19 protein-coding genes are annotated in these 24,171 nt (G+C 58.5%); 8 read left to right on the forward strand and 11 right to left on the reverse strand.

Annotated elements, in window-relative coordinates; all coding sequences use genetic code 11:
- Nucleotides 1-8 precede the first annotated feature (8 nt).
- Both AC6I1V_RS06155 and AC6I1V_RS06160 read right to left on the reverse strand, forming a co-directional pair.
- On the reverse strand, nt 9-581 hold the full coding sequence (locus AC6I1V_RS06155; RefSeq protein WP_302553935.1) for a TRAP transporter small permease: 573 nt from the start codon (nt 579-581) through the stop codon (nt 9-11).
- Nucleotides 582-684: 103 nt separating this feature from the next.
- Nucleotides 685-1,692, reverse strand: coding sequence for a TRAP transporter substrate-binding protein (locus AC6I1V_RS06160; RefSeq protein ID WP_302553934.1), 1,008 nt, complete (start codon nt 1,690-1,692; stop codon nt 685-687).
- A gap of 598 nt (nt 1,693-2,290) precedes the next feature.
- On the opposite strand from AC6I1V_RS06160, the gene AC6I1V_RS06165 reads away from it, so the two are divergent.
- Entirely contained in the window at nt 2,291-3,259 is a 969-nt protein-coding gene (locus AC6I1V_RS06165) for a 4Fe-4S binding protein (protein ID WP_486854605.1), read from the forward strand.
- A gap of 168 nt (nt 3,260-3,427) precedes the next feature.
- Nucleotides 3,428-3,850 carry a hypothetical protein gene (locus tag AC6I1V_RS06170; protein ID WP_308771865.1) on the forward strand — a complete coding sequence of 141 codons (423 nt, stop codon included), beginning with the start codon at nt 3,428-3,430 and terminating at the stop codon, nt 3,848-3,850.
- 1,420 nt (nt 3,851-5,270) lie between these two features.
- Here the strand turns inward: AC6I1V_RS06170 and AC6I1V_RS06175 are convergent.
- The 3 genes from AC6I1V_RS06175 to upp all read right to left on the reverse strand — a co-directional run bounded on the left by AC6I1V_RS06175 (nt 5,271) and on the right by upp (nt 9,070).
- Entirely contained in the window at nt 5,271-6,560 is a 1,290-nt protein-coding gene (locus AC6I1V_RS06175) for a competence/damage-inducible protein A (protein ID WP_486854604.1), read from the reverse strand.
- Nucleotides 6,561-7,063: 503 nt separating this feature from the next.
- A complete protein-coding gene (locus AC6I1V_RS06180; protein ID WP_486854603.1) occupies nt 7,064-8,329 on the reverse strand; it encodes a uracil-xanthine permease family protein in 1,266 nt (421 codons plus the stop codon).
- Nucleotides 8,330-8,443: 114 nt separating this feature from the next.
- Nucleotides 8,444-9,070, reverse strand: a complete 627-nt coding sequence (gene upp, locus AC6I1V_RS06185; protein WP_308770902.1) for a uracil phosphoribosyltransferase — start codon at nt 9,068-9,070, stop codon at nt 8,444-8,446.
- 460 nt (nt 9,071-9,530) lie between these two features.
- Between upp and gdhA the strand changes: the two genes are divergently transcribed.
- Entirely contained in the window at nt 9,531-10,889 is a 1,359-nt protein-coding gene (gene gdhA, locus AC6I1V_RS06190; RefSeq protein WP_302553928.1) for an NADP-specific glutamate dehydrogenase, read from the forward strand.
- 1,616 nt (nt 10,890-12,505) lie between these two features.
- Here the strand turns inward: gdhA and AC6I1V_RS06195 are convergent.
- The 6 genes from AC6I1V_RS06195 to AC6I1V_RS06220 form a co-directional block, all read right to left on the reverse strand.
- Nucleotides 12,506-12,679 (reverse strand): bacteriocin-type signal sequence, encoded by a 174-nt coding sequence (locus AC6I1V_RS06195; RefSeq protein ID WP_302554567.1) that lies wholly within the window; start codon nt 12,677-12,679, stop codon nt 12,506-12,508.
- A 31-nt stretch (nt 12,680-12,710) separates the two neighbouring features.
- The gene (locus tag AC6I1V_RS06200) at nt 12,711-14,153 is read right to left on the reverse strand and encodes a putative sulfate exporter family transporter (RefSeq protein ID WP_302554565.1); all 1,443 of its coding nucleotides are present in this window, start codon (nt 14,151-14,153) and stop codon (nt 12,711-12,713) included.
- A 278-nt stretch (nt 14,154-14,431) separates the two neighbouring features.
- Complete coding sequence (locus AC6I1V_RS06205) at nt 14,432-14,827, reverse strand: hypothetical protein (protein WP_302554563.1); 396 nt, start codon at nt 14,825-14,827, stop codon at nt 14,432-14,434.
- Nucleotides 14,828-15,588: 761 nt separating this feature from the next.
- Entirely contained in the window at nt 15,589-16,536 is a 948-nt protein-coding gene (locus AC6I1V_RS06210) for a polysaccharide deacetylase family protein (protein ID WP_486854843.1), read from the reverse strand.
- A gap of 74 nt (nt 16,537-16,610) precedes the next feature.
- Entirely contained in the window at nt 16,611-17,129 is a 519-nt protein-coding gene (locus AC6I1V_RS06215; protein WP_486850770.1) for a DUF1269 domain-containing protein, read from the reverse strand.
- 920 nt (nt 17,130-18,049) lie between these two features.
- Nucleotides 18,050-19,000: a prenyltransferase gene (locus AC6I1V_RS06220; RefSeq protein ID WP_486853857.1), complete on the reverse strand. Its 951-nt coding sequence runs from the start codon at nt 18,998-19,000 to the stop codon at nt 18,050-18,052.
- Between the two features lie 468 nt (nt 19,001-19,468).
- Between AC6I1V_RS06220 and rpsB the strand changes: the two genes are divergently transcribed.
- The 5 genes from rpsB (at nt 19,469) to AC6I1V_RS06245 (ending at nt 24,162) form a co-directional block, all read left to right on the forward strand.
- Entirely contained in the window at nt 19,469-20,254 is a 786-nt protein-coding gene (gene rpsB / locus AC6I1V_RS06225) for a 30S ribosomal protein S2 (protein WP_302552764.1), read from the forward strand.
- Between the two features lie 22 nt (nt 20,255-20,276).
- A complete protein-coding gene (gene tsf, locus AC6I1V_RS06230) occupies nt 20,277-21,164 on the forward strand; it encodes a translation elongation factor Ts (RefSeq protein WP_302552763.1) in 888 nt (295 codons plus the stop codon).
- A 69-nt stretch (nt 21,165-21,233) separates the two neighbouring features.
- A complete protein-coding gene (locus AC6I1V_RS06235; protein WP_486853856.1) occupies nt 21,234-22,214 on the forward strand; it encodes an NAD-dependent epimerase/dehydratase family protein in 981 nt (326 codons plus the stop codon).
- Nucleotides 22,215-22,222: 8 nt separating this feature from the next.
- The gene (locus AC6I1V_RS06240; protein WP_486853855.1) at nt 22,223-23,377 is read left to right on the forward strand and encodes a DegT/DnrJ/EryC1/StrS family aminotransferase; all 1,155 of its coding nucleotides are present in this window, start codon (nt 22,223-22,225) and stop codon (nt 23,375-23,377) included.
- Nucleotides 23,374-24,162 (forward strand): glycosyltransferase family 2 protein, encoded by a 789-nt coding sequence (locus AC6I1V_RS06245; protein WP_486853854.1) that lies wholly within the window; start codon nt 23,374-23,376, stop codon nt 24,160-24,162. The genes AC6I1V_RS06240 and AC6I1V_RS06245 overlap by 4 nt, the downstream gene beginning before the upstream one ends.
- The last annotated feature ends 9 nt before the right edge of the window (nt 24,163-24,171 follow it).

A 24,171-nucleotide genomic window follows, 5' to 3' on the forward strand; every position in this document is an offset into this window, starting at 1 on the left:
TCTCTCCCCTATTCCGTTTTGGGCGCGGTGTTGAACTCGCTGGCGGGAGTGCGGATCAACTGCACGATGTCCCGCAGGTGGATGATGATCGCGGCAAGGGCCATGACGGGAAGCGTCCCGTTGATGAAGGCCATGTTCACGTTGGTAGCGACGGAATAGGTGTCCAGCGTCTGAAGCACCACGGAAATGCCGCCGAAAAGCAGCAGCACCAGAGCCGCAAGCATGAACAGCGAGGCGACGATGTCCACGGCCTTGCGCGACGCCCCATGAACCATGTTGACGAACATGTCCACCGCGATGTGCTTGTGCCGGTAAAAAGCCTCAATGCCGCCGATAAATGTGATGTAGATGAAAAGGAACCGGGCCCATTCCTCACTCGGCGCGAAGCTCGAGCGGAACACGTACCGCAGGAAGGCATTGAAAAACACGAGGCCGATCATCCCCAAGAAAATGGCGGCGCAAAAGACTTCAAAGGCCCGTTCGCCTTTGCCTTTCACGACTTCCTCCTCGCGGATCTCCTCCTCGGTTTCGATCTCCTCTATACGTTCCGGCGGCATGACCGGTTTGTTTTCACTGCTCATGATGTACCCCTGGGCGTGATGGTCGGGCCCACGCGAAACGCATGGGCTTGAGGAAAAAAAGGGCCTCCGGCCTGCGCCGGAAGCCCCGCTGAGAACGCAGATGTTACTTCGCCTGACGATACGTGTCCGCGCTGTCAAGGATTTCCTTGGCGTTCGGGACGGTGTCATAGAAAAGCTTCCAGCTGCGCTTGCCGGCATCCTGCATGAACTTGCGCAGTTCGGGGGAAGGTTCGCTGACATGGCCGCCGGCTTCGGTGATGGTCTTCACGGCGTCCGTATCGACCTTTTCCACGAGATCCCACACGTAGTCGGCGGAACGCTTGGCGGCTTCGTCGATCCACTTCCTGTCCTGTTCGGGCAGGGACTGATAGAACTTTTCGTTGATGTACAGGGAATGGATGACGAGCAGGTGGCCGGTGAGGGTGATCTCAGGCGTGGTCTCGTACATCTTGATGCTCACGATATCGGACAGGGGGCTGTCGCCGCCGTCGATGACGCCCTGATCAAGCGCGCCGGTCACTTCGGCGAAAGGCATGGGCTGGCCGCTGATGCCGCATTCCTTGGCAAAGTTGATGTACAGGGGGATGTTCGGCACGCGCATGCGCAGGTGCTTCATGTCGTCGATGGTCGCCACCGGCTTCTTGGTGTAGAAATGGCGGAAGCCCAAGGGGAAGGCGTTCAGGACGCGCATGCCGGATTTTTCGGTAAAGCCGTCGGTGATCAGCTCGAACGTCTTGCCGCCGTTCATGGCGCGGCGCGCATGGGCGTAGTCGTCGAACAGCATGGGCGTTTCGAGCATGGCCATGGAGGGCTGAATGGCGGACGTCTGGGTTCCGGTGGCGCACATCTGGATGATGCCCTTGCGGGTGCTGGCGATGTAGGCGTCTTCCTTGCCGAGCTGGCTGTTCGGGAACACCTGCACTTCGTATTTGCCGCCGGACAGTTCCTTCAGGATTTCACCGAATTTACGCATGCCGAGGGTTTCAGGCTCCCCGTCGGGCTTCATGCCGGCCATTTTGATGACGACTTTTTTGTCGGCCGCGAAGCTGGAAGTCGCGGCAACGCCGAGCAACAGGCCGCAAGCGATGAGCAAAGCCAATGCACGTTTCATGTTTCTCCACCTTGTTACGGTTCGAATGTGAACATTTCTCCCCGGCTGCGTTTTCGTGAGGAAAAACATTCCTGACGCGCCGCATGGGGAGATCCCCTGCCTTTCACGCCTGCATCCCCTCCTCCGCAGCTTCACTCTGGGAACCGGAAACAAACGGCAAGGCCGGGAACCGGTTCATTTTCATCCCGTTTCACCTCTACGGAAACGGCGCAGCGGCATAAGCGGAGTTCGGCCGGAATTGACGGACACCCCCATGTCCCTTTTGCGTCACCCCTCAGCCGAAAGAGGGCAAAACTATCAGGAAGCGAAAGGCAAGCCCCGTTTGATAGCGAGAATGATACTAATCTGAAATCTTTTTGTTGGGAATAGAGGAACGGGCCTCTTCTTTGTCATTCTTTTGTAACATTCGGGCCCTTTCCAAAGTTTTTCTTAATAATTCAGCGGATAATAAAAAAGAAAAAATCTTTGGGGATGTTGCCCCGCGGACCCTCGGCGTCCGGAGCGCCAGCCGGGCGCACCGGCTGTTGACAAAGCGGCCCGCAAGATCGACAGGAATTCCCGTATCCTTTCGGCCCGTTCCCTTTTTTGGAGTGTTTTCATGCATCCTTTCTCTTCGGCGCGCCTGCACCGCCTTATCCAGCTCGGTTTCGTCCTCTTCCTCTCTTGGGTCGCGTGGCGGCTCTTTGAGTATGCGCAATGGGCATACGGAAACGGCCCCTTCGTCCCCCGCCCCGCCGCCGCGGAAGCCGTCCTCCCCCTCAGCGCCCTGCTCGGCCTCAAGCGTTTCCTGCTCACCGGGCAATACGATCCCATCCATCCCGCAGGGCTGACCATCCTGCTCGTAGCCTTATGCACGGCTCTCCTGAGCCGCCGGGGGTTCTGCGGCTATCTTTGCCCCATCGGATGGCTCTCCGGCCTCCTCGCCCGTCTGGGGATGCGGCTTGGCGTGAGCTGCCGCCCCGGAAGGCGGATCGAATGGCTCCTTTCCACGCCCAAATACGTGCTCCTTGCCTCCATCCTGTACAGCTTCGTGATCCGCATGGATCTCCCCAGCATCGAATGGTTCCTCAAGTCGCCCTACAACCTCATCGCCGACATCAAGATGCTCCAGTATTTCCTTGCCCCCAGCATGCTGACCCTCGGAGTGATCGCCGTCATGGTTCTGGGCTCGATCTTCCTGCCGGGCTTTTGGTGCCGCGGCTTCTGCCCCTACGGAGCCCTGCTCGGCCTCCTGTCGCTGCTCTCGCCGATGGCGGTCAGCCGCGACCCCGCCTCCTGCTCCGGCTGCGGGCGTTGCGCCGCGGCCTGCCCGTCGCGGATTCCCGTCGACCGGCGCAAACGTCTCTCCGGCCCCGAATGTGTGGGCTGCACGGAGTGCATAAGCGCCTGCCCCTCACGCTGCCTCGGCGTACGGTTCGGCTACGGAACCGGCTCCTTCCGCCTTCCGGCATGGGGCATCGCCGCCGGGACGCTGCTCATCCTCCTGATCGGCTATGCCGCCGCCGTTTTCACCGGCCACTGGGAAACGGCCTTGCCCCCGCAGATGCTCCGCATGTTCCTCAACTGACCGATGCCGGCACTATAAGGAAGCGCAAGCGCCTTCATCCGGCGCTCCCCGGCCTCCCCTTCCGCAACCCCAAACCGGAAACGCCGCCCCGCTGGATTCTATCGGCGGATTGTGCGACACTAGCGCACAAAACGGCCCTTTATGCAGATCACAACAAGGATGTTTTCAATGTCGCAAGCACAGCTCCCCAACGAATTGGCAGCCTTCCTCGAAGGTTGGACGACCGACCCCAACAACGCGAAAGACGCCTTCATCCGCTTCAAGGACTTCCTGCTCACCACCCCGGACGTGCGCTTTGATTTCAAGGCCCGCCCCGGCGTGAGCTATTCCCTGCGCGCCGCCAATGCCAAGAACGACGAGCGCCCGCTGTTCGTGCTCGTGGATGTGGTGGACGACGAACCCGAAGCCCGCTGGCTTTCCGTCTGCTTCTATGCGGATATGGTCAACGATCCCGATGAACTGGGCGATTTCGTCCCGTCCGGGCTCATGGGAAAGGATGCCTGCTGCCTCAACCTTGAGGAAGACGACCCCGCCATGCGCGACTATATCCTCGCCCGCCTTGGCGAGGCTGCCGCGTCCGCCGCGAAATAACGCCTAGGAAGGATACCGGGGGAGGGGAGAGAAAACCCTTCTGAAGAAGGGCTTTTCTCTCCCCTCCCCCGGCCCCCTCCCCTCTCTTTCCCAAGACTTTTGCGCTTATCGAATCCCTGTTCGGAAGTCGTACCGGGTGGTTTTGAACTGTAATGGAGGTGGAGGCTGTCCCCTCTGCCATAGGGAAACCCATGTGGCCCGGCGTGGGATCGGCCGTGAATAGGGCTGTCCCTTCTGCCGCAGGGGGCCCCTCGTGTACGAATTGTACGGAGAAGGACGGCAAGGGCTTCTCCCTTTCACAAGGAAGCCATTCGTCTGCCCCCGGCGACAAGCCTATCCTACAGTTTTCTCCCTGTTGCAGGGAAACCATTAACCCGTTGAGGGCATTGAAAGCCCATTGATGGTTTCCTCCCTGTCGCAGGGAAACCATTGCCGCCGAGGTCGAACACAACGATCTTTTCAGTTTTCTTCCTGCCCTAGGGAAGCCATCCGTTTATCGACATCCCCGATTTCGATCAGCGCGCTTTCCCCTTGCCGCAGGGAATCCATCGCCCTTTCTCATCCTGCCCTCCGGCCGAGATTGTTCCCTTCCGCGGAGAAGCCATCCTTTTGGTCAGGGAAAACCCGGCTTCGATCAGGATTGCCCCCTTCTGCGGGGAAAACATCAATCGCAGCGGCAGAGGAAGCAAAGGCGATTGCTTGCCTACCTTCCGCAGGGAAGGCATCGGGGCTGAAAAAATACATTTGGGCCACTTTCGGATGGCTCTGTCATAGTACATGGTTGTTTTGTTTCAGCAATACATTGAAAATATATGCTTTTTATCCAATCTTTCCGCTGGTGGGCTCTGTACTTGGGGGATTTTATTGGTTATTTCTTCGGAATTTCAAGAAAATAAAGCATCAACCGTTTTCTATGACACAGCCTTTCGGATTGTCCCCCTTCCGCAGGGAAGGCGTACCTTCTCAATAAAGAAGAGAGGAATAAAAATGGCTGTGTTATAGAAAATGGTTGATGCTTTTTCCTTGAAGTTCCAAAGGGATAACCGGCAAAATGCCTTATCAGTGAATCCAGCCAAGGGGAAAATTGGAGAAAAAGGCTGTGTTTTCACCGCACTGTGGAGATAAAACAACCATAAACGATAACGGAGCCTTTCTCTTTATCAACCGTAAACTTGAACAGAGCCATAAAAATTGTCCCCCTCCCGCGGGGAAAGCATCCTTTGCGGGGTAGCGCCGATGTCCCGCGTCGCAATCTCCCTCAAACCGGGAAGCCATCCCCTGCCGGGGTACTGTGCCGGGCTGGGAAAACGCCGTCCTCCTCATATCTTTGAGGCAAACGTGCGCCAGCGCCCAAGCTGGCCCTGTACCCGGCATCTTTCTTTGTACTTCGACAGTGCCCTTCGGCAATCCCGCGCCGTCCCTACAGCCGCGGCTTTGCCGCAGCCCCTGCACTCTGGGCCGGTTCCAGCGGCAGGCCGGACAAATACCGCCGCACCATATCGAGCGCAGTGCCCGCGGCGCGCTCCCGAAGCCAACCGCGTCCATGAACCCGTCCGGGAGGCGTCATCCTGCGAACCCACGTCTGCGTGCCGTCACTGAGCGCAATATAGATGAGTCCCACAGGCTTTTCCGGCGTCCCTCCGGTCGGCCCGGCAACCCCGGTGATGCCGATGCCGAGTTCGCTGCCCGACACTTCGCGCACGCCTTCGGCCATAGACCGGGCCACAGGCTCGCTTACGGCCCCGTGCTCCTCAAGCATGGCGGCGGGCACGCCGAGCAGCTTCATCTTGGCTTCGTTGGCATAGGTTACGAGGCCCATGCCGAAGACTTCCGACGCGCCGGAAACGTCCGTGATGAGCTTCGCCACCAAGCCGCCCGTGCAGGATTCGGCGGTGGCCAGATGCAGCCCCTTTTCGCGAAGCAGCCGGACGACCACGCTTTCCAGATTGTCCACATCCACGCCGTAGACCACATCCCCGTACCGGCGGCAGATCTCTTCGACCACCGGGCGGCACAGCGCCTCGGCGGACTCTTCGCTCTCGGCCCGTGCCGTCACCCGCACGAACATCTCGTTTTCCTTCGCATACGTCGCCGCCGTGGGGTTCGCCGCACCGGTCAGATCGGCGATTTTCAGCGCGCCCGCCCCCTCGCCGAGCCCGAACGTGCGGATCATGCACGAGCGGATGACGGCATGGCTCCCTTCTTTCAGGAACGGGACGGCATAATGCTGCAACATGGGGACCAGTTCGGAAGGCGGCCCCGGCAGCATGACGATCAGCTTGCCGGATGCCGTCCGCACGCCGCAGCCCGGCGCTGTCCCGATGTCGTTGGGGAAGACGGTCGCGCCCTCCGGCAGCATGGCCTGCTTGCGCTGGTTCTCGCCCATCGCCGGGCGGCCCTTGAAATAGCTTTCCAGACGGCGCAGGCTGTCATCGTGGAGCTTCAGCGGGACGCCCGCCACGCTGGCGATGGTTTCCTTGGTCAGATCGTCGTCCGTGGGGCCCAAGCCGCCCGTCGTGATGACCACATCGCTGCGGCCCAGCGCCTCTTCCAATGCGCCGCGCAGCCTCCCCGGATTGTCGCCCACCGTGCAGGCGAAAAGCAGGTTGACCCCGATGGCGGAAAGCTCACGCGCGACAAACGCCGCGTCCGTATTGATCGTATGTCCGAGCAAAAGCTCGGTTCCTACCGAAATGATTTCAGCGTTCATGGCAAACCCGGTTGCGGAAATGTGGAAAACGGCTCTCTGAGGAAAGCCCCCTTTGGGAAAAAGCCCAACCCCTGCCGGTGCGGCCCGCGCACCCCATCCCCCTAAAACTTTTCCTTCATGGTTACAACAAAAGCCCCCGCGGGGCATCCGAAAGCAAGACGCCGGGCATCCCCGCCGCCCGAAAAGGCTTCGGGCGGGAAGGCGCCGGACGTCCCCACCATTTGGAAGGGTTATGAAAAGGCTGCGTTCAATTACGGTTGATGATTTTTTCAATGAAAAATCAGTAGATAAAAGCTCGTTCCACGTCTGGTGATGTGGGCCTCTCTCATTTTTTCTTCATTACATGAAATCCAGTTTTGAAGAATTGTTGCGAGACCTCCAAATAATTTCCAAAGAACTCTTCCTTTCCAGTTGGAATCTTGTATCAGCCACAAACTTAAACACAGCCTATGAAAAAACGGGGAAGGATGTTGTTGGACATCCCTCCCCATCTTTCACCCTTACTATTCGGGCTTCGCCTTCACTTTCTTGTGGGCATGAACCGCTCTGGGAAGGACGAGGTTCAACAGCACCCCGGTGACGGCGGCAAGCCCGATGCCGCCAAGACGGAACGAGCCGATATTAAAGGTCATGCCGCCCACGCCGAAGATGATGATCAGCGCGACGACGGCGAGGTTGCGGGGTTCCATCAAGTCTTCACCGGCGCGAACCAGCGTGTTCAGGCCCACCACCATGATGGCCCCGAACAGCAGGATCATGATCCCGCCCATGACCGGGACGGGGATGGAACTCAAGAACGCGCCGAGTTTGTTGACGCATGAGAGCACGATGGCCCAAATGGCGGCCCACGTCATGACGCCGGGGTTGAATGCGCGTGTCAGGGCCACCGCCCCGGTCACTTCCGAATAGGTCGTATTCGGCGGCCCGCCGAGGAAGCTCGCCAGCATCGTGGCGATGCCGTCGCCGAGCATGGTGCTCTTGATGCCGGGATCTTTGAGGAAATCCTTCCCCGCCACCGAACTGATGGCGATGATGTCCCCGAAATGCTCAATGGCGGGGGCGAGGGTAATGGGGATGATGAACAGGATGGCTTCCCAGCGGAATTCCGGGAATACGAAATCCGGGACGCCGAACCACGGCGCGGCGATCACCTTGCTGAAATCATGGATGCCGAGCGCAATGGAACACAGGTAGCCTACGGCGATGCCCGACATGATGGGGACAAGGCGCATCATGCCGCGCCCAAGCAGGGAAACGAGCACCGTCGTCACCAGCGCCGCCATCGAGACGATCAGCGCCGTCTCCTCTGGGACGAGCACCGCGCTGCCGTCCCCGGCCTTGCCGAGGGCCATGTTCACCCCGGTCGGGGCCAGCACAAGGCCGATGACGATGATCACCGGCCCGGTCACGATGGGCGGCAGCAGGCGCATGATGATCTCCGTGCCGCGCCAACGGATGATGAAACTCAGCACCACATAGACGGCACCGGCCATGACCATGCCGCCGAGCGTCGCGGGAAGCCCCCATGTCTGCACCCCATAGATGATCGGCGCAATGAACGCAAAGGACGACGCAAGGAAAATGGGCACCTTGCCGCGTGTGCAAACCTGAAAGACCAACGTGCCCACGCCGGCCGTAAACAGGGCCACGTTGGTGCTCATGCCCGTCAGGATCGGCACCAGCACCAGCACGCCGAACGCCACGAAAAGCATCTGCGCACCGAGCAGGGAATCTTTCAGCCGAAAGGAATACGTCGTATCCGACTCCATCTCCACTCCTCAGAAAAAATGTATGTTCCCTGTCCACCGGCGGTTCCCATATGCCGGGCTGTTGGGGAACCGCCCTTTTCAGCCGGAACGGGGGCAGCGCCCCGCCGCCTGCCGCTACCGCGTGCCGAAAATGCGGTCACCGGCGTCACCGAGGCCGGGGATGATATAGCCGTGCTCGTCGAGATGGGAATCGACGGCGGCCGTATAGATGTCCACGTCCGGGTGCGCTTCTTCAACGCGCTTGATGCCTTCGGGGGCGCATACGAGGTTGAGGCTGAGGATGCGCTTGCAGCCGCGCTTTTTGAGGAGGTCAATCGTGGCGATGAGCGATCCGCCGGTCGCCAGCATGGGGTCAAGGATGATGGCGATGCGCTGGTCGATCTCCTTGGCGAGCTTCACGTAGTATTCCACGGGCTCCAGCGTCTCTTCATTCCGGTACAGGCCGACGACGCTGATTTTCGCGCCGGGGATCATGTCCAGCACGCCGTCCATAAGGCCGAGCCCGGCCCGAAGGATGGGGACGATGGTCACCATCTTCCCGGAAATGGATTCCACTTCCACAGGCCCGGCCCAGCCCTTGATGACCCGCTTTTCGGTCTTGAAATGCTTGGTGGCTTCATATGTGAGCAGCCGGGAAATTTCCTTCGCCAACATGCGGAACTCGCTGGTGGAGGTGGATTCTTTCCTAAGGATGCCCAGTTTGTGCCGCACGAGAGGATGATCAACTACATGAACCGCCATACCCATTCTCCTCAGAATAAAAGGATTCCCGAAACGCTTCCAAAGCGTATGGGGCCCCCGAAGCGGGAAGCCAGCCCTATCCAACAGGCCAAATAAATTGAAAGACCTTATGCCGAGGCCGAGGGTTTGTCAAAATCACGCCCAAGGCGGGCGCCCTCGGCACGCCCCAAGAACGGCCTCCGCAGGCTTGGGCAAGAGCCTCAGCCGATGGTGGGGGAGTCTTTGCAAAATTGTATTTTACATTTTTGTAAATAACAATATTCCCCTTGAGATAGGCGCAGTTATGCGAAAAACGGCAAAAATGCCTTGCCAAAAGAACTGAAAAGGCATAAAAACGGCACACATTTTCCTTCAAATCCCGTTTCAGGGCGTACCACGGGATTGTGTGTTTCTCAAATTGTCAAAACAGGGGCCCTCTCCCCCTGAGAAAGGGAGGGGCCCCCGCCAAGGAGCTTACGTCATGGCTTCGAGCTACGTGCAGAAAGTTATCCGCAGTGTGAAGAAGAGCAACCCCCATCAGCCGGAGTTCATTCAGGCACTGGAAGAAGTCCTCCACTCGCTGGAACCGCTTTTCCTGAGGGATCCCAAGTATCAGCAGAACGGCATCCTCGAACGCATCGTCGAACCCGAACGCCAGATCATGTTCCGCGTGGCATGGACGGACGACAAGGGCCGCGTGCAGGTGAACCGCGGCTACCGCGTCCAGTTCAACTCCGCCCTCGGCCCCTACAAGGGCGGCTTCCGCTTCCACCCCAGCGTCAACCTGAGCATCCTGAAATTCCTCGGCTTTGAGCAGATTTTCAAGAACAGCCTGAGCGGCCTTTCCATCGGCGGCGCCAAGGGCGGCAGCGACTTTGATCCCAAGGGCAAGTCCGACGCCGAAGTCATGCGTTTCTGCCAGGCCTTCATGACGGAAGCCTCCCGTTACATCGGCAGCACCATCGACGTGCCCGCCGGGGACATCGGCGTGGGGGCCCGCGAAATCGGCTATATGTTCGGCCAGTACAAGCGCCTGACCTCCAGCTTTGAAGGCGTGCTCACCGGCAAGGGCCTCAAATGGGGCGGCTCGCTGGCCCGCAAGGAAGCCACCGGGTACGGAAGCGTCTACTTCGCCTCCAACATGCTCAAGGCCCGCAATATGGATCTGGAAGGCGCCGTCTGCGCCGTGTCCGGCTCCGGCAACGTGGCTATCTACACCATCGAAAAGCTGTACCAGCTTGGCGCCAAGCCCGTGACCGCCAGCGACTCGCGCGGCTGCATCTACCACCCCGCCGGCATCAACCTCGACGTCCTCAAGCAGGTAAAGGAAGTCGAGCGCGCGTCCCTCACGCGCTACGCCGAGCTCTGCAAGGACGCCAAATACATCCCCGCGAAGGAATACCCCAAAGATCAGCATCCCGTGTGGAACGTGCCCTGCAAGCTCGCCTTCCCCAGCGCCACGCAGAACGAGCTCAGCGGCACCGACGCGGCCAACCTCATCAAGAACGGCTGTGTCCTCGTATGCGAAGGCGCCAACATGCCCTCCACCCCCGAAGCCGTGGAAGCCTTCCTTCAGGCCGGGCTCGCCTTCGGCCCCGGCAAGTGCGCCAACGCGGGCGGCGTGTCCACCAGCCAGCTCGAAATGGCCCAAAACGCCAGCATGCAGTCTTGGACTTTTGAAGAAGTCGACGCCAAGCTCAAGAACATCATGGCCAACATCTTCAAGGCCGCCCATGACACCGCCGAGGAATTCGGCGTGCCCGGCAACTATGTCCTCGGCGGCAACATCGCCGGCTTCCGTAAGGTGGCCGACTCCATGATTGAGCAGGGCCTGTATTAAGAGAGAGAGAGAGAGAGAGAGAGAGAGAGACCGGGGGAGGACCTTTCTGAAGAAAGGTCTCTCCCCCGGACCCCCTCCCCAAAGACTTTTGACTGGTGGGGAGGCAGCGCGGCGGCAGTTCCGAAACGCTATCGTCATTCCCCAAAACCGCTCCACTCTCCACCGAGCATGGCGGGCAACTGTCACCCGTCTTAATAGGCTGACGCCCATAAAAAGAGCCCTGATGTGCAACGCATCAGGGCTCTTTCCGTTTTTTCCACAATCCTCATTTCCCCCATCTCTATTATGCGGCATCGCTCCCGCTATTCCCATTTGGTAAGGAAAAAGCAACGGAGGCACAGTGCTGGCTTCAGGAGATGCGGGATAGTTGGAAAAGGCCGTGTCCTAGGTCGCGTCGTCATTTTTTTACATATAATTATTTGAAATTATCAAAAACAATCTTTTTTGTGACCTGAAAAAATAGTTAAATAATTTCAATATATTATACAAATTGACGACACGCCCCAGAAAAAGATTGGTACTTTTTCCCTTGAAGTCCCAAAGGGTTAACCCCAAAAATGCCTTAACTATGGACTCCGCCAAGGGGAAAACTGGAGAAAAGGCTGTATTTTCCACCATGTGTGGCGATGAAACAACCATATACGATGACAGAGCCTTGAAAAAAAGATGCCGCAAACAGCGGAATGAGGCATGCACCTTTTCCGATGACTTTCTAGGTAGTGTCTTCAATTAAATATAATATATTTAAACTATTAAATTATTTTAAGTCATAAAACATTATTTAATAATTTCATATAATTATAAGTTAAACAACGACACAATCTAAGAATTTATTTTAAGTTTCACAGAGTTAAATACAAATTTCATTAAAAGCGCGAATGTCTCTTGGAATAGCTACATTCCCCAAAATCAGTTCTCCCCAACGGGAAATATTTCCCACGCCCCCATATGACAATGGGCTGTGCTAGGTCGTGTCGTTAATCAGATATAATATATTAAAATTATTTAACTATGTTATTTATATTTTTTCAATAATTTTAAATAATGACTCTGTCATAGTACATGGTTGTTTTGTTTCATCAATATACTGAAAATATACGCTCTTCTCCAATCTTTCCGCTGGTAGGCTCTGTGATTGGGGGATTTTATTAGTTATTTCTTTGGAACTTCAAGGAAATAAAGCATCAACCGTTTTCTATGACACAGCCTAAATAATTATATGTAAAAAAAACGACACACCTAGGTTGGGCACAAGCCGGGCTCCGTTCGCAGGGCTCGGCTGTGTAGGCCAATATGTGAACCGTTCCAACGCGTCCTGAAACGAAGGGGTTTCGACGATCTGCTCTCTGCGGCTCCTGGATTCCCGTTGGAACCCTCAATGGAGCGGACTCGATAGCGGCTCATGACATGTTCCCTTCATCCCGCAAGACAAAAGAAAGAGAACCCGAAGGGGGCCGGGTTCTCTGGCCTTCCCGGAGGAGGAGTCTCCGGGAAGGCGTTCCGAGCGGCATACTCTTGCATGGGCGGCGACGGCGGGGCGCAAAGGCGTATGCGTCCCCGTGAACCCTTCGGAACCCCCGTAAAAAGTTCCGTCCGCCCTTCCCTGCGCCGACGGCTTAGCCGTGGGCGCCGGGAGCAATGAAGTCGCTGAGGAAATAGAGAGCCATAAGCAGGAATACGCCGAGGGCCCAACTCCAATGGATGAGCTTCAGTTCGGTAGCGTCCAGCGGCTCATACTCCATCTTCTGCACTTCTTCGTGAAACTTCACGTTCTTAGTATCTTCTGCCATGTCAGTCTCCTTTGCATGAAAATGGAAAAGATTAGCCGGCGATAACCGGAGGCGTCATGCCGTGGAAGAACAGCCACGAGATGAACAGGCCGAGCCAAATGATGAAGCCGAAGAGACATACGACGTACACAATGGCGAGCCTGCCGATGCCTTCTTCCATGAGCTTATGGAAGTTGGACACCATACCGATGGTGAAGAAGGTCAGCGTGAAGAAAATGGTGCGCAGGGGGCCGAGGGTGCTGATCACGCTCTTGCCGAGGGGCTGCCATTCCACATTCACGCAGATGACCAGCATGATCACAAAGGTCATCAGATACCCGAGCACAAAGCGGGGGAAACGGGCGAGCACGTCGCTAAAGTTCATGGTACGGCCGCTGTTGGTCTTATCGAACTTCGCGGTCCACACCCAAGCGAGGACCAAAGACCACACGCCGATGAACACGTCGATGAAGATCTTCACGGTCGTGGTGACCATGGTGATCCAACCGGCTTCCCAATGGACGCCGAGGACTTCGAGCGCGCGGGCGCGGATCAGGGAGTCGGCAATGGCACCGGAAGCGATGGCGCCGCCGTCGGACTTCACCGCAAGGCCCATCCAGCCGCCGGCCACCATGGGCTCGCTGTACAGGAAGTGGGAAGCGATGAAGGGCAGGATCAGCATTTCGATGCAGGTGAACACCACGATCAGCGAGGACACCATGATGGGCACCACAGGCCGGGCGCGGATGGAACTACCCGTGGCGATGGCGGCGGACACGCCGCAGATGGAAATGCCGGAAGCCAGCGGAACAGCCCATTCACGGCTGAACTTGAAGTACTTGCGGGCTACGTAATACACGAAAGCCCAGTACAGGAGATAGGCTTCCACAATGGCGCAAAGGCCCCGGAAGATAATCGTCCCAGCCATACCGGAAGCTGCGGCGGCCTTCACGCCGAGTTCGGCGCCGAGGACGACGATGGCGATCTTGACGAACAATTCGGGACGGCAGGCGTCATGCAAACTTTCGGCAATGCGCGGGAACGCGTTGCTGATGAAAATACCGGCGACAAGCGCCACAATGAAACCCGCTTCCGTAGTCAGGCCGATCGACCAATCGATGCCGAACTTGGCCTGCGCGTCGGGCGTAGCCGCAATATGGGCGTTCGCGCCGAGCATGTAGCAGATTTCACTGATGAAAAAGACGACCGTAAACGACTTGACGAACCGGGCGACATTGCCGCCGAGCAACTTGATGCCGAGCGAGAGAAGCGCCGTCAGGGCCACATACGTGCACAGCAGGGAAACAACGCCGGAGATCGTTTCCTTGTATGCGCCGGTGGTGGCAGAGAAGGCCTTGTCCATACTGGTCCACATATTGGTGCTGACGACCCAACCCAACACGTCAAGATGCGCCAGGTTCAACGCGGCCAAAAGGAAGATGAAGCAACCCGTCAACAGGGCTATCTTATCTTCGTTCAGATTGGTCTTTGCCATAGCCATATCCTCTTGTAAAACTGTACCGGACGGCTGACTCCGCCACCGTGGCGAAAGCGTCCATCTGTATCCAAACAGGCGACGCGATCCCTAGCCGAACCGCAGCCTGACAGGAAACCATTGCGGGAGGCCATCCCCTCCGGAGAGGGAACAGCTTTTACAAAGAATCGATCAAGAAGGATCTGCCCATACGGAACGGGCACGAACAAACGCGGCTTCCCAAAGAAAGGAAGCCTTAAAGGACGCACGTCACGACGGATCAGGCGATCCGCTGACGGCTACGCGAAGCGGGGAGGAGCGAGGGAGAAGGGAAGCAGGCCCCAAGAGTCGGACTTTCGGAGTGTGGGCACATAATGCCGCACGAACAGCCGCACTACGGAAGAGACGGCGAGCCCAAGCTGGAGCATGAAGATGGCCATCAACGGGACGAGATACTTCAGAGGGGCCTTTGAAGCGATTGTCTCCGTAGACTCCTCAAAGGATTCTACGATGACCGGAGACTGCTTCTGCATGTCGGTAAAGGCAATGCCCGAATTGTATACAACAACCTTCTGCACGTCCGCGTGAAGGATATTCGTATCGCCAAACAAGGAACAGACAAACGACAGCAACATGAAAGGAATGAACATTCCCTTCATGAAGGATTCACGGCGCTGTCTTTCCAAGAGAGTCATACGTCTTCCGATACGAAAAGCTTCATTGTGGCGGGGCTCCATGACGGCGCAGCGCCCACGCGCTGTATTCCGCTCCGCTTTGGGAGGGATAGTACCGCCCCGGATACCCGTGATTGTGAGAATAATAGCACGGAGGCCTTTTCATGACAAGCGCCCCCCCTTTATTTTGCCTTTCTTTACAATAATAAATAAATTTAAATGATTGTATTACATTTTTGGGCATGGCGGAGCGTAAATCCCCGACAAACCCCCTTACAAAAAACCTTTATCCTGAAAAAATAACCCGTTACTAAAAAGCAGAACGGTTCTTTTCATAACGCCGCATGCCGACACGAAGCATGGCATCCCCCTAACCGGCCTCCCCTGCGGGATAAAAATACCTTTCAGTGGGCTTTCCAGATCGAGGATAGGGCTTGAATTGGCGCTGAATAATGAGCTTTTTCTCCCAAGGGGAAAACACCTTTGCCTTCGGCTGCGCTTCCTTCCCCAATCCCCTTGAGTTTTCCGTTATCCGCCATATTTTCGCACAATAGGGAGCCCTCAAGGACGCAGCGCATTGGCGCGCCAGAAAACGGCGCCTTCCGGCGGGAGCCGCAAGATCATAGAAAATGGTTGGTGCTTTATCTGAAATTCCAAAGGAATAACCAGCACAATGCCTTGGCTATGGATTCCGCCAAGGGAAAAACTGGAGAAAACGTCTGTAGTTTCGCCATACTATAGAGATGAAACAGCCACAGATATGATAGAGCCAAAGGAAAAAACTATTTCCTGCGCCCCGTACCGTCGATGCCAAAGAGCTTGTCCAGATTCAGGTTGTCGCCGGGCTTATTGAAGTAGCCGTCCCGTGTGCGCTGCGGCTCACCGAGCTTGAGCAGTTCCCCGACGGTCACGAAACGATACCCCTTCCTTTGAAGCTCTTCGACGGTTTCCCTGAGCATGAACGCCGACCCCTTGGGCACCCGGTTGGCGTGGAACAAGATAATCGCGCCGGGCCGCACCTGCCCGGCCACCCGCGCGCCCATGCCGTGAACAGCATTGTCCTGCGGCGTTTCCGCAACCACGCTCCACTGGATTACCTGAAGGCCTTCCCGTGCAAGCAAGGCAAGCGCCTTGTCCGAACACCTCCCGTAAGGCAAACGGAACAGCGTTACGGCTTCCGGCAGTTCGACGCTGCGCCCTTCCGCCTGAGCCCTTTTCAGGATCTCCTCGCGCAGCAACTCATATTCCGCCTGCGTCCAACGGATCTGCTCCAACATGGCCTTTTCGCCCATGATGCCGAAATTGCCGTGTGACCACCCGTGATTGCCGATCTCAAAAAGAGGATCGGCCATAAGCTGCATGGCCCGCCTGCTGTGGGATCGCATCCACTTGCCGCCCAGAAACAAGGTAGCCGGGATCCGCTTCACGCGCAGGAAATCGATGATTTCAGCATCGTACCCGGTGGTCATGGTAGACAATTCGCACAGGTCAAACGTCAAGGCCGCCACTTTTTCCTTGGTAGCCACGCGGCGTATGGTGCCTTCATCCTGTGCCGGAAGAGGCGGAAGGGTCTGTTTGGGAACCGTGCGTTCCGGCGGGGCGGGATTATTCGGGACGGCGTGCCGGGCATCCTCAGGCCAAAAACCGGGTTCGGGGTGCCACAACGACGCCCTCGCCGGAAAAGCCAGCGCAGCCGCAACCAGACAGCAGGCAATGATCCTGTACAACATGAAAAAACCTGATGTGTTGACTGTTGGAAGGGCTCCCACAGTAACAACATCAGGTTTCAAAAGATAGGAGGGGTTCAGGACGTTTTCTTGGCACGTTCCACGGTCATTTCCTGAAAGAGCTTTTCCATCTGGTACTCGTCCTCCAGCTTGAGGTCGGTACTCAGGACTACGCCGTCCGAATTGCCGAGCGCGCGCAAAGTTTCGTCGACGGCTTCCTGCTTCAAAGGGATGAACAGCGCCGAGCTGCCGGGTTTCAGATGCGTCGCCAGTTCGTTCATAAAGCGGCGGCTGATGCCGAAATCGCCCACCTCGCCGGTCGCCGCACCGAGCCCGGCCCCTGCGACGATGCCGAGCAGCGGGTTAAGGAACAGAAACCCGATCAGTGCGCCCCACACGCCGCCGATCAGTGCGCCGTCCTTGGCGAGGGCGTGCGAATATTGGAGGTGTACCTTTCCCTCCTTATCGCAGACCGCGGCTACCATTTTGGAACAATCCACCAGCCCGGCGAGCTCTTCCCGGCCCCTCAGCTCCACCCGGTAGGCTTCCGCCCGATCCATGTCTTCCCTGAAAATTACAGCAATGAGGCTCTGCATGGCGACTCTCCTTACTTTATTGATTATGGACAAGCTATCCGGCTTCGCCTGAGAGTGCCGTGATTATCATCGGGGGCCGGGTGAAGCGCCGGGGGAGGACGCTTTTTGAAAAAAGCGCCCTCCCCCGGACCCCCTCCCGCAAAAACTTCGACTGGTGGGGAGGCTGCGCAACGGAAGTACCGTTGTATAACGCGATATAGGGCTTTTCACGTTGAAACGGCTCTTCCGAATGAGGAAAGCAGGCGTCCGCTGCAAAGGCATAAGAGCCATTTAGCTGCGCTGTCCAATGCCGGAACGAGCGTGTCTTACACTTTAATATTGTACAATTTTAAAGTTAAATTGCTCTAAAAACGGCCTCCCCCCTCTTTCCAAACAAAAACACCGTTCACAGGAACGGCTTCACAACATCGGCAACCCCAACAAGAGGGATTCGATAAGGTCAAAAGTCTTTGCGGGTAGAGGGGTGGGGTTTGGGAAGGGGAGGAGGGGCTTTTTGAAAAAAACGCCCTCCCCCGGCCCCCTTCCCGCAAAACTTCGACTGGTGGGGAGGCTGCGCAATGGAAGTACCGTTGTATAACGCGATATAGAGCCTTTTCACGTTGAAAGGCTCTTCCGAATAAGGGAAGCAGACGGCCGCTGCGAAGGCATAAGAACCATTTAGCTGCGCTGTCCAATGCCGGAACAAGCCTGCCCTACACTTTAACATTGTACAGTTTTAAAGTTAAGTTGCTCTAAAAACGGCCTCTCCCCCTCTTTCCAAACAAAAACACCGTTCACAGGAACGGCTTCACAACATCGGCAAACCCAACAAGAGGGATTCGATAAGGTCAAAAGTCTTTGCGGGTGGAGGGGTGGGGTTTGGGGAGGGGAGGAGGGGGCTTTCTCCAGAAAGCGCCCTCCTCCCCTCCCCAATCTCATCTTTACTTCCACACAACCCCGGCAATCAGCAGCGCGCCGTTGATAAGATACAGCTTGCGCACAAGATGCCCGTGCCGGTCGAGATCAAGCCACTCCACGGCCTCGTGGATAAGGCGGCAGGCCCGCCAGTACAGGGGGAACGTCAACAGCCCGATAAACACCGGCCACCCGACGAGCCCACAGGCCCAGAGGTTCGCCATGAGAACCCATACGGCGGGCCACCACAGCTTGAAAACCAGCTCGGCCTTGGCCTTGCCGAGGATGTTCGCCAGCGTCCGCTTCCCCGCCGCGAGATCCGTCTCGATCTCAGGCAGGCTTTGATAGTAGAGAATCCCCGCCACCATGAGCCCCACGGGGAGCGCCAGCGCAAGGCTCTGCACGGAAAAGCCGCCCGCCATCACCGCATAGGAACCCATGACCATAATGAACCCCATATTCAGGCATACGAACAGCTCGCCGTACCCCCGGCAGCCGTAGCGTATGGGCGGCGCGACGTAAAAAACGGCGGAAAACACGGCAAAGGCCACAGGCCCCCACAGCCATCCCTGCCCGCTGTGCCAGATGAGCCACCAGCCGATCAGCACCGTAGCCAGCAACAGGCCCACAATGGTCAAGCTGATCTGGCGCGGGCTGATCCAGCCGTTCTGGATGACCTTCGTGCCCCCGATTGTCTCGTCGGTATCCACGCCTTCCAGATAATCGAAAAGATCATTGGCAATGTTGGCGACCGTATGCAGGCAGAAACACCCCACCATCACAACCGCGAAAATCCCCCAGGGCCAATACCCAAGATCGCGGGCCGCAAGCGCCCCCCCAAGCCCCACGGGGATGAGATCCACAATGAAGAACGGCGGGCGCAGCGCCTGCCACCACGCCCTGGCGAGCTGACGGGAGGTCAGCGTGGGCGCATCGGGACGTTTCGGGGCCAGCGCACGGCTCAGCTTGCTTTCCATGAACCCTCCATAAAAACCGGACGCACCGCGCCCGCGTCGAATTGTTGCATCGCACCGGCGGGTTGTACACCGGGAACGCCGGAGGTTCAATCCTGGAGCGCAGCGGCCCGCCAAGCGGAAAGGAGGACGCCCGCCCCACGGACAACTCATATAAGAAAATAGCCTCCCTTTGCGCCGGGGGAAGAATCATGTTCGGGTGCGGGCGTCCGTTCAGTTCGCAAGCCTTCCTTTGCGCCGGGGGAGGATGTCCGCGCCACGGACGGAACCGGGCCGCGAAACAAGGAAAATTCCATGTCCACTTGACAGGAACCCCTTGCTGCCGTAAAGATAAACAGCTTTTTATCAAGCACACTCTGGCAGCGGCCTGGGGTGCTCGTTTCGCCCCGCGGCATGGGCCCGCGGAACGCGGACGGGTAGAAGGGTCAGGGCCGGGGTGGAAGCAAACCCCCATGTCGAAGGAGACATATCATGGCATACGTTAGCATGAAGCAGATGCTGGAAACCGGCGTCCATTTCGGCCACCAGACCCGCCGTTGGAACCCCAAGATGCGCCCGTTCATTTTCGGCGCCCGCAACGGCATCCATATCATCGACCTCCAGCAGACCGTGAAGCTGTACCGCACCGCCCACGACAAGATCGTGGAAACCGTCGCCAACGGCGGCCGCGTGCTGTTCATCGGCACCAAGCGTCAGGCTCAGGAAGCCGTCGCCGCCGAAGCCGGCCGCGCCGGTCAGTTCCATGTGACCAACCGCTGGATGGGCGGCACCCTCACCAACTTCGCCACCATTCAGAAGAGCATCGAGCGCCTCAAGAAGCTCGAAGCCATGTTCGCCGATGGTTCCGTGAACCGCTACCAGAAGAAGGAAATCCTGACCCTGCAGCGCGAAATGGCCAAGCTTGAGCTGACCCTCGGCGGCATCAAGGACATGGATCGCCTCCCGCAGCTCGCCTTCATCATCGACCCCAACCGTGAAGAAATCGCCGTCAAGGAATGCCGCAAGCTCGGCATCCCGATCGTGGCCGTCACCGACACCAACTGCGATCCCGACGTCATCGACTACATCATCCCCGGCAACGACGACGCCATCCGCGCCATTAAGCTTTTCGTCACCGCCATGGCCGAAGCCTGCCTCGAAGGCGAAGCCATGCGCAAGGACTCCAAGAACAAGGACGCCGAGGAAGAACTGAAGAAGGCTGCCGCCGCCGAAGCCAAGGCTGAAGAAGCCCCCGCCGCCGAAGCCGCCGCCGAATAACCAACGTATTTCGGAGATTCTCATGAGCATCACTGCTGCTATGGTTAAAGACCTGCGCGAAAAGACCGCCGCGGGCATGATGGACTGCAAGAAAGCCCTTACGGAATGCGACGGCGACATGGAAAAGGCCGTCGACTGGCTCCGCCAGAAGGGTCTTTCCAAGGCCGCCAAGAAGGCCGGCCGCGCCACCTCCGAAGGTCTCGTGGGCTTTGAGCTGGCCGCCGACGGCAAGTCCGGCGCGGCTGTCGAAGTCAAGTGCGAAACCGACTTCGTGGCCCGCGGCGACAAGTTCCAGGGCTTCGTGAAAGACATGGTGGCTCAGGTCGCCAAGGGCGAATACGCCGACTCCGAAGCGCTGCTCGCCGCTCCTTTCGTGGCCGACGCCTCCGTCACCGTGAAGGAAGCTCTTGATGGCGTTATCGCCACCACCGGCGAAAACATGGGCCTCGGCAAGTTCGCCAAGATGGAACTCGCCGCCGGCAAGTCCGGCCTGATCGGCGGCTACCTGCACTCCAACGGCAAGCTCGCCGTACTCGTGGAAATGCAGACCGGCAGCGACGCCGCCGCGGCTTCCGAAGCCTTCCACGAACTGGCGAAGAACGTGGCCATGCAGATCGCCGCCGCTTCCCCGCTCGCCGTGTCCGCCGAGGGCCTGAACCCCGAAGTGGTCGAACACGAACGCGAAGTCTATCGCCAGAAGGCCCGTGAAGAAGGCAAGCCCGAACAGATCATCGAAAAGATCGCCGAAGGCGCGGTCAAGAAGTTCTGCAAGGACGTGTGCCTGCTCGACCAGCTCTACATCCGCGACGACAAGATGACGATCAGCGATCTCATCAAGGGCGCTTCCAAGGCCATCGGCGAGCCGATCACCGTTGTCCGCTTCGTGCGGATTCAGCTCGGCGCCGAATAGTTTACGCCACTGACTGTAAGAGGGGGGCCATGCCCCCCTTTTTTGTAATCGCAACCGCAGGATCCGATAATGAGTCTCTATTCCGGCGCGCATGTGCTCATCACGGGAGGGTTGGGGTTCATCGGCTCCAACCTTGGCATCCGCCTTCTTGAAGAAGGCGCTTCCGTCACGCTCGTCGACAGCCTTATCCCCGAATACGGGGGGAACCCGGCAAACATCCGCGGTTACGAATCCCGCTTCAAGGTCAATATTTCCGACGTCCGCGATCCCCACAGCATGAAAACGCTGGTGAAGGGGCAGGATTTTCTGTTCAACCTCGCCGGGCAGACCAGCCATATGGATTCCATGGCCGATCCGTATACGGATCTGGACATCAACTGCAAGGCGCAGCTTTCCATCCTCGAAGCCTGCCGGAGCGCCAATCCGGGCATCCGCATCGTATTCGCCGGAACGCGGCAGATCTACGGCAAGCCCGACTATCTGCCCGTGGACGAAAGCCACCCCGTCCGCCCCGTCGACGTCAACGGCATCAACAAGATGGCCGGCGAATGGTATCATATCCTCTACAACAACGTGTACGGCATCCGCGCCTGCTCGCTGCGCCTCACCAACACCATCGGGCCGCGCATGCGCATCAAGGACGCCCGCCAGACGTTCCTCGGCGTGTGGGTCAGGCAGGTGCTCACCGGCAGGCCGTTTGAAGTGTGGGGGGGCGAACAGCTCCGCGACTTCACCTATGTCGATGACTGCGTGGACGCCATGATGCGCGCCGCGCTGCATGAGGAAGCCTTCGGCCGGATTTTCAACATCGGCGGCGGCAAGCGCATTTCCCTGCGCGATCTCGCCGATCTCCTCGTGGACACGGCGGGCGAAGGGGCTTATGAAGTCCGGGAATATCCCGCCGACCGCAAAAAGATCGACATCGGCGACTACTACGCCGACGACAGCCGCCTGCGCTCGCTCCTCGGCTGGGAGCCCCGGACGGAACTCAGGGACGGCCTCCGGCACATCGTCGGCTATTACCGTCCCCGGCTTCAGGATTATTTATAAGGATTGCCATGAACGCACCCCTCATCCCACAAGCCAACCCCGGCGCGGCGTTCCGCAGCCGGCGCGACGCCCTGCTCAAGGCCGCCGCCGACGTGCTGGACGGCGGCTGGTACATCAACGGCAAACAGGTCCGGCAGTTTGAAGAGTCGTTTGCCGCGTTCTGTTCCGTGAAACATGCCGTCGGCGTGGGCAACGGGACTGATGCCATAGAGGTGGCCCTGCGCGCCCTCGGCATCGGCAAGGGCGGCCTCGTGTTCACGGTGTCCCATACCGCCGTCGCGACCGTCGCCGCCATCGAATGCGCCGGGGCGACGCCCGTGCTCGTGGACATCGATCCGGTGACCTATACCATGTCGCCGGAAAGCCTCGCCAAAGCGCTTGAGGCCGCCCGTGCGGGCCGTTATCCGGGCAGGCCCGCCGCCGTGCTGCCGGTCCACCTCTACGGATGCTGCGCCGATCTGGACGCCATCCGCGCCGTCGCCGGGGATCTGCCCCTCATCGAAGACTGCGCACAGGCCCACGGCGCGGCCTATAAGGGCCGTCCCGCCGGATCCGTCGGCATCGCCGGGACGTTCAGCTTTTATCCGACCAAGAACCTCGGCGCGGTGGGCGACGGCGGCTGTGTCGTCACCTCCGACGACGCCCTTGCCGAACGTATCCGCAGCGTGCGCGAATACGGCTGGCGGACGCATTACCTGAGCAGCGAACCCGGCATCAATACCCGGCTCGACGAATTGCAGGCCGCCTTCCTCAACGTCCTCCTGCCCGAACTGTCCGCCAAGAACGCCAAACGCCGCGCGCTGGCGGAGATCTACCGCCGCGGGCTGTCCGGCGTCCCCGGCCTCGTCCTGCCGACGATTCCAGATTTCGTGGAACCGGTTTACCATCTGTATGTCGTCCAATGCCCGGATCGCGGCGAGGTGCAAAGGCGGCTCCGCGACAGGGGCGTGGGCACTGCCGTCCACTACCCCTTCCCTGTGCACCTTCAGGATGCCTACCGGGGCAGCGTGGCGCTCGCGCCGGACGGCCTGCCCGTTACCGAGGCCGTCATGCCGCGCATCCTCAGCCTGCCCATGTATCCCGAACTCTCCGAAGCCGACGCCGCTGCCGTTGCCGGAGCCGTCCGTGATGTCGTTTCCTCTCTGACCAAGGAGCGCGCATGAGTTCCGATACGCCCGGAAAACCCACCATTACGGGGCTGGTCCTCACCTACAACGGCGAACGCCTGCTCGGGAAATGCCTTGAGTCGCTCGCGTTCTGTGACGCCGTCATCGTCGTGGACTCGTTCAGTTCCGACGCCACGGAGTCCATCGCCCGGAAGCACGGCGCGACGTTCGTGCAGCATCCCTGGAACGGCGCCCTCCCCCAGTTTGAATACGCCCTCGGCCTCGTCGAAACCGATTGGGTGTTTTCCCTTGATCAGGACGAAATCTGTTCGGAACCGCTCCGTGACGCCATCCTCGCCGCCCTGCCCAACGCGCCCGCCGATCTCTGCGGCTTCACTCCGGCGCGGCGCTCGTGGTATTACGACCGCTTCCTCAAGCACAGCGGCTGGTATCCCGATCGCCTCCTGCGCGTTTTCCGCCGCAGCGGTGTCCACTTCACCCAGAGCGGCGCGCACGAGCACATCGACCCCAACGGGCGCACACAGGAACTCGACGGCGACATCCTGCACTATCCCTACAAAGATTTCCGGGAACATTTGGACAAGATCAATTCCTACGCCCAGCAGGGGGCCGACGATCTCGCGGCGCGAGGCAAAAAGGGCGGCCTCGCCCTCGGCGTGCTGCACGGCATCGGGCGCTTCCTCCGCATCTATCTGCTCAAAAAAGGCTTCCTTGACGGCAAGGCCGGGTTCATCAACGCGGTCCACGGGGCGTTTTACGCCTTCCTCAAGTACGTCAGGGTCGATGAAGGCAACTGGGGTTTTCCCTACAACCACCGTTAAAAAAGGGAG

Source organism: Bilophila sp. T19-St14 (assembly GCF_059728385.1).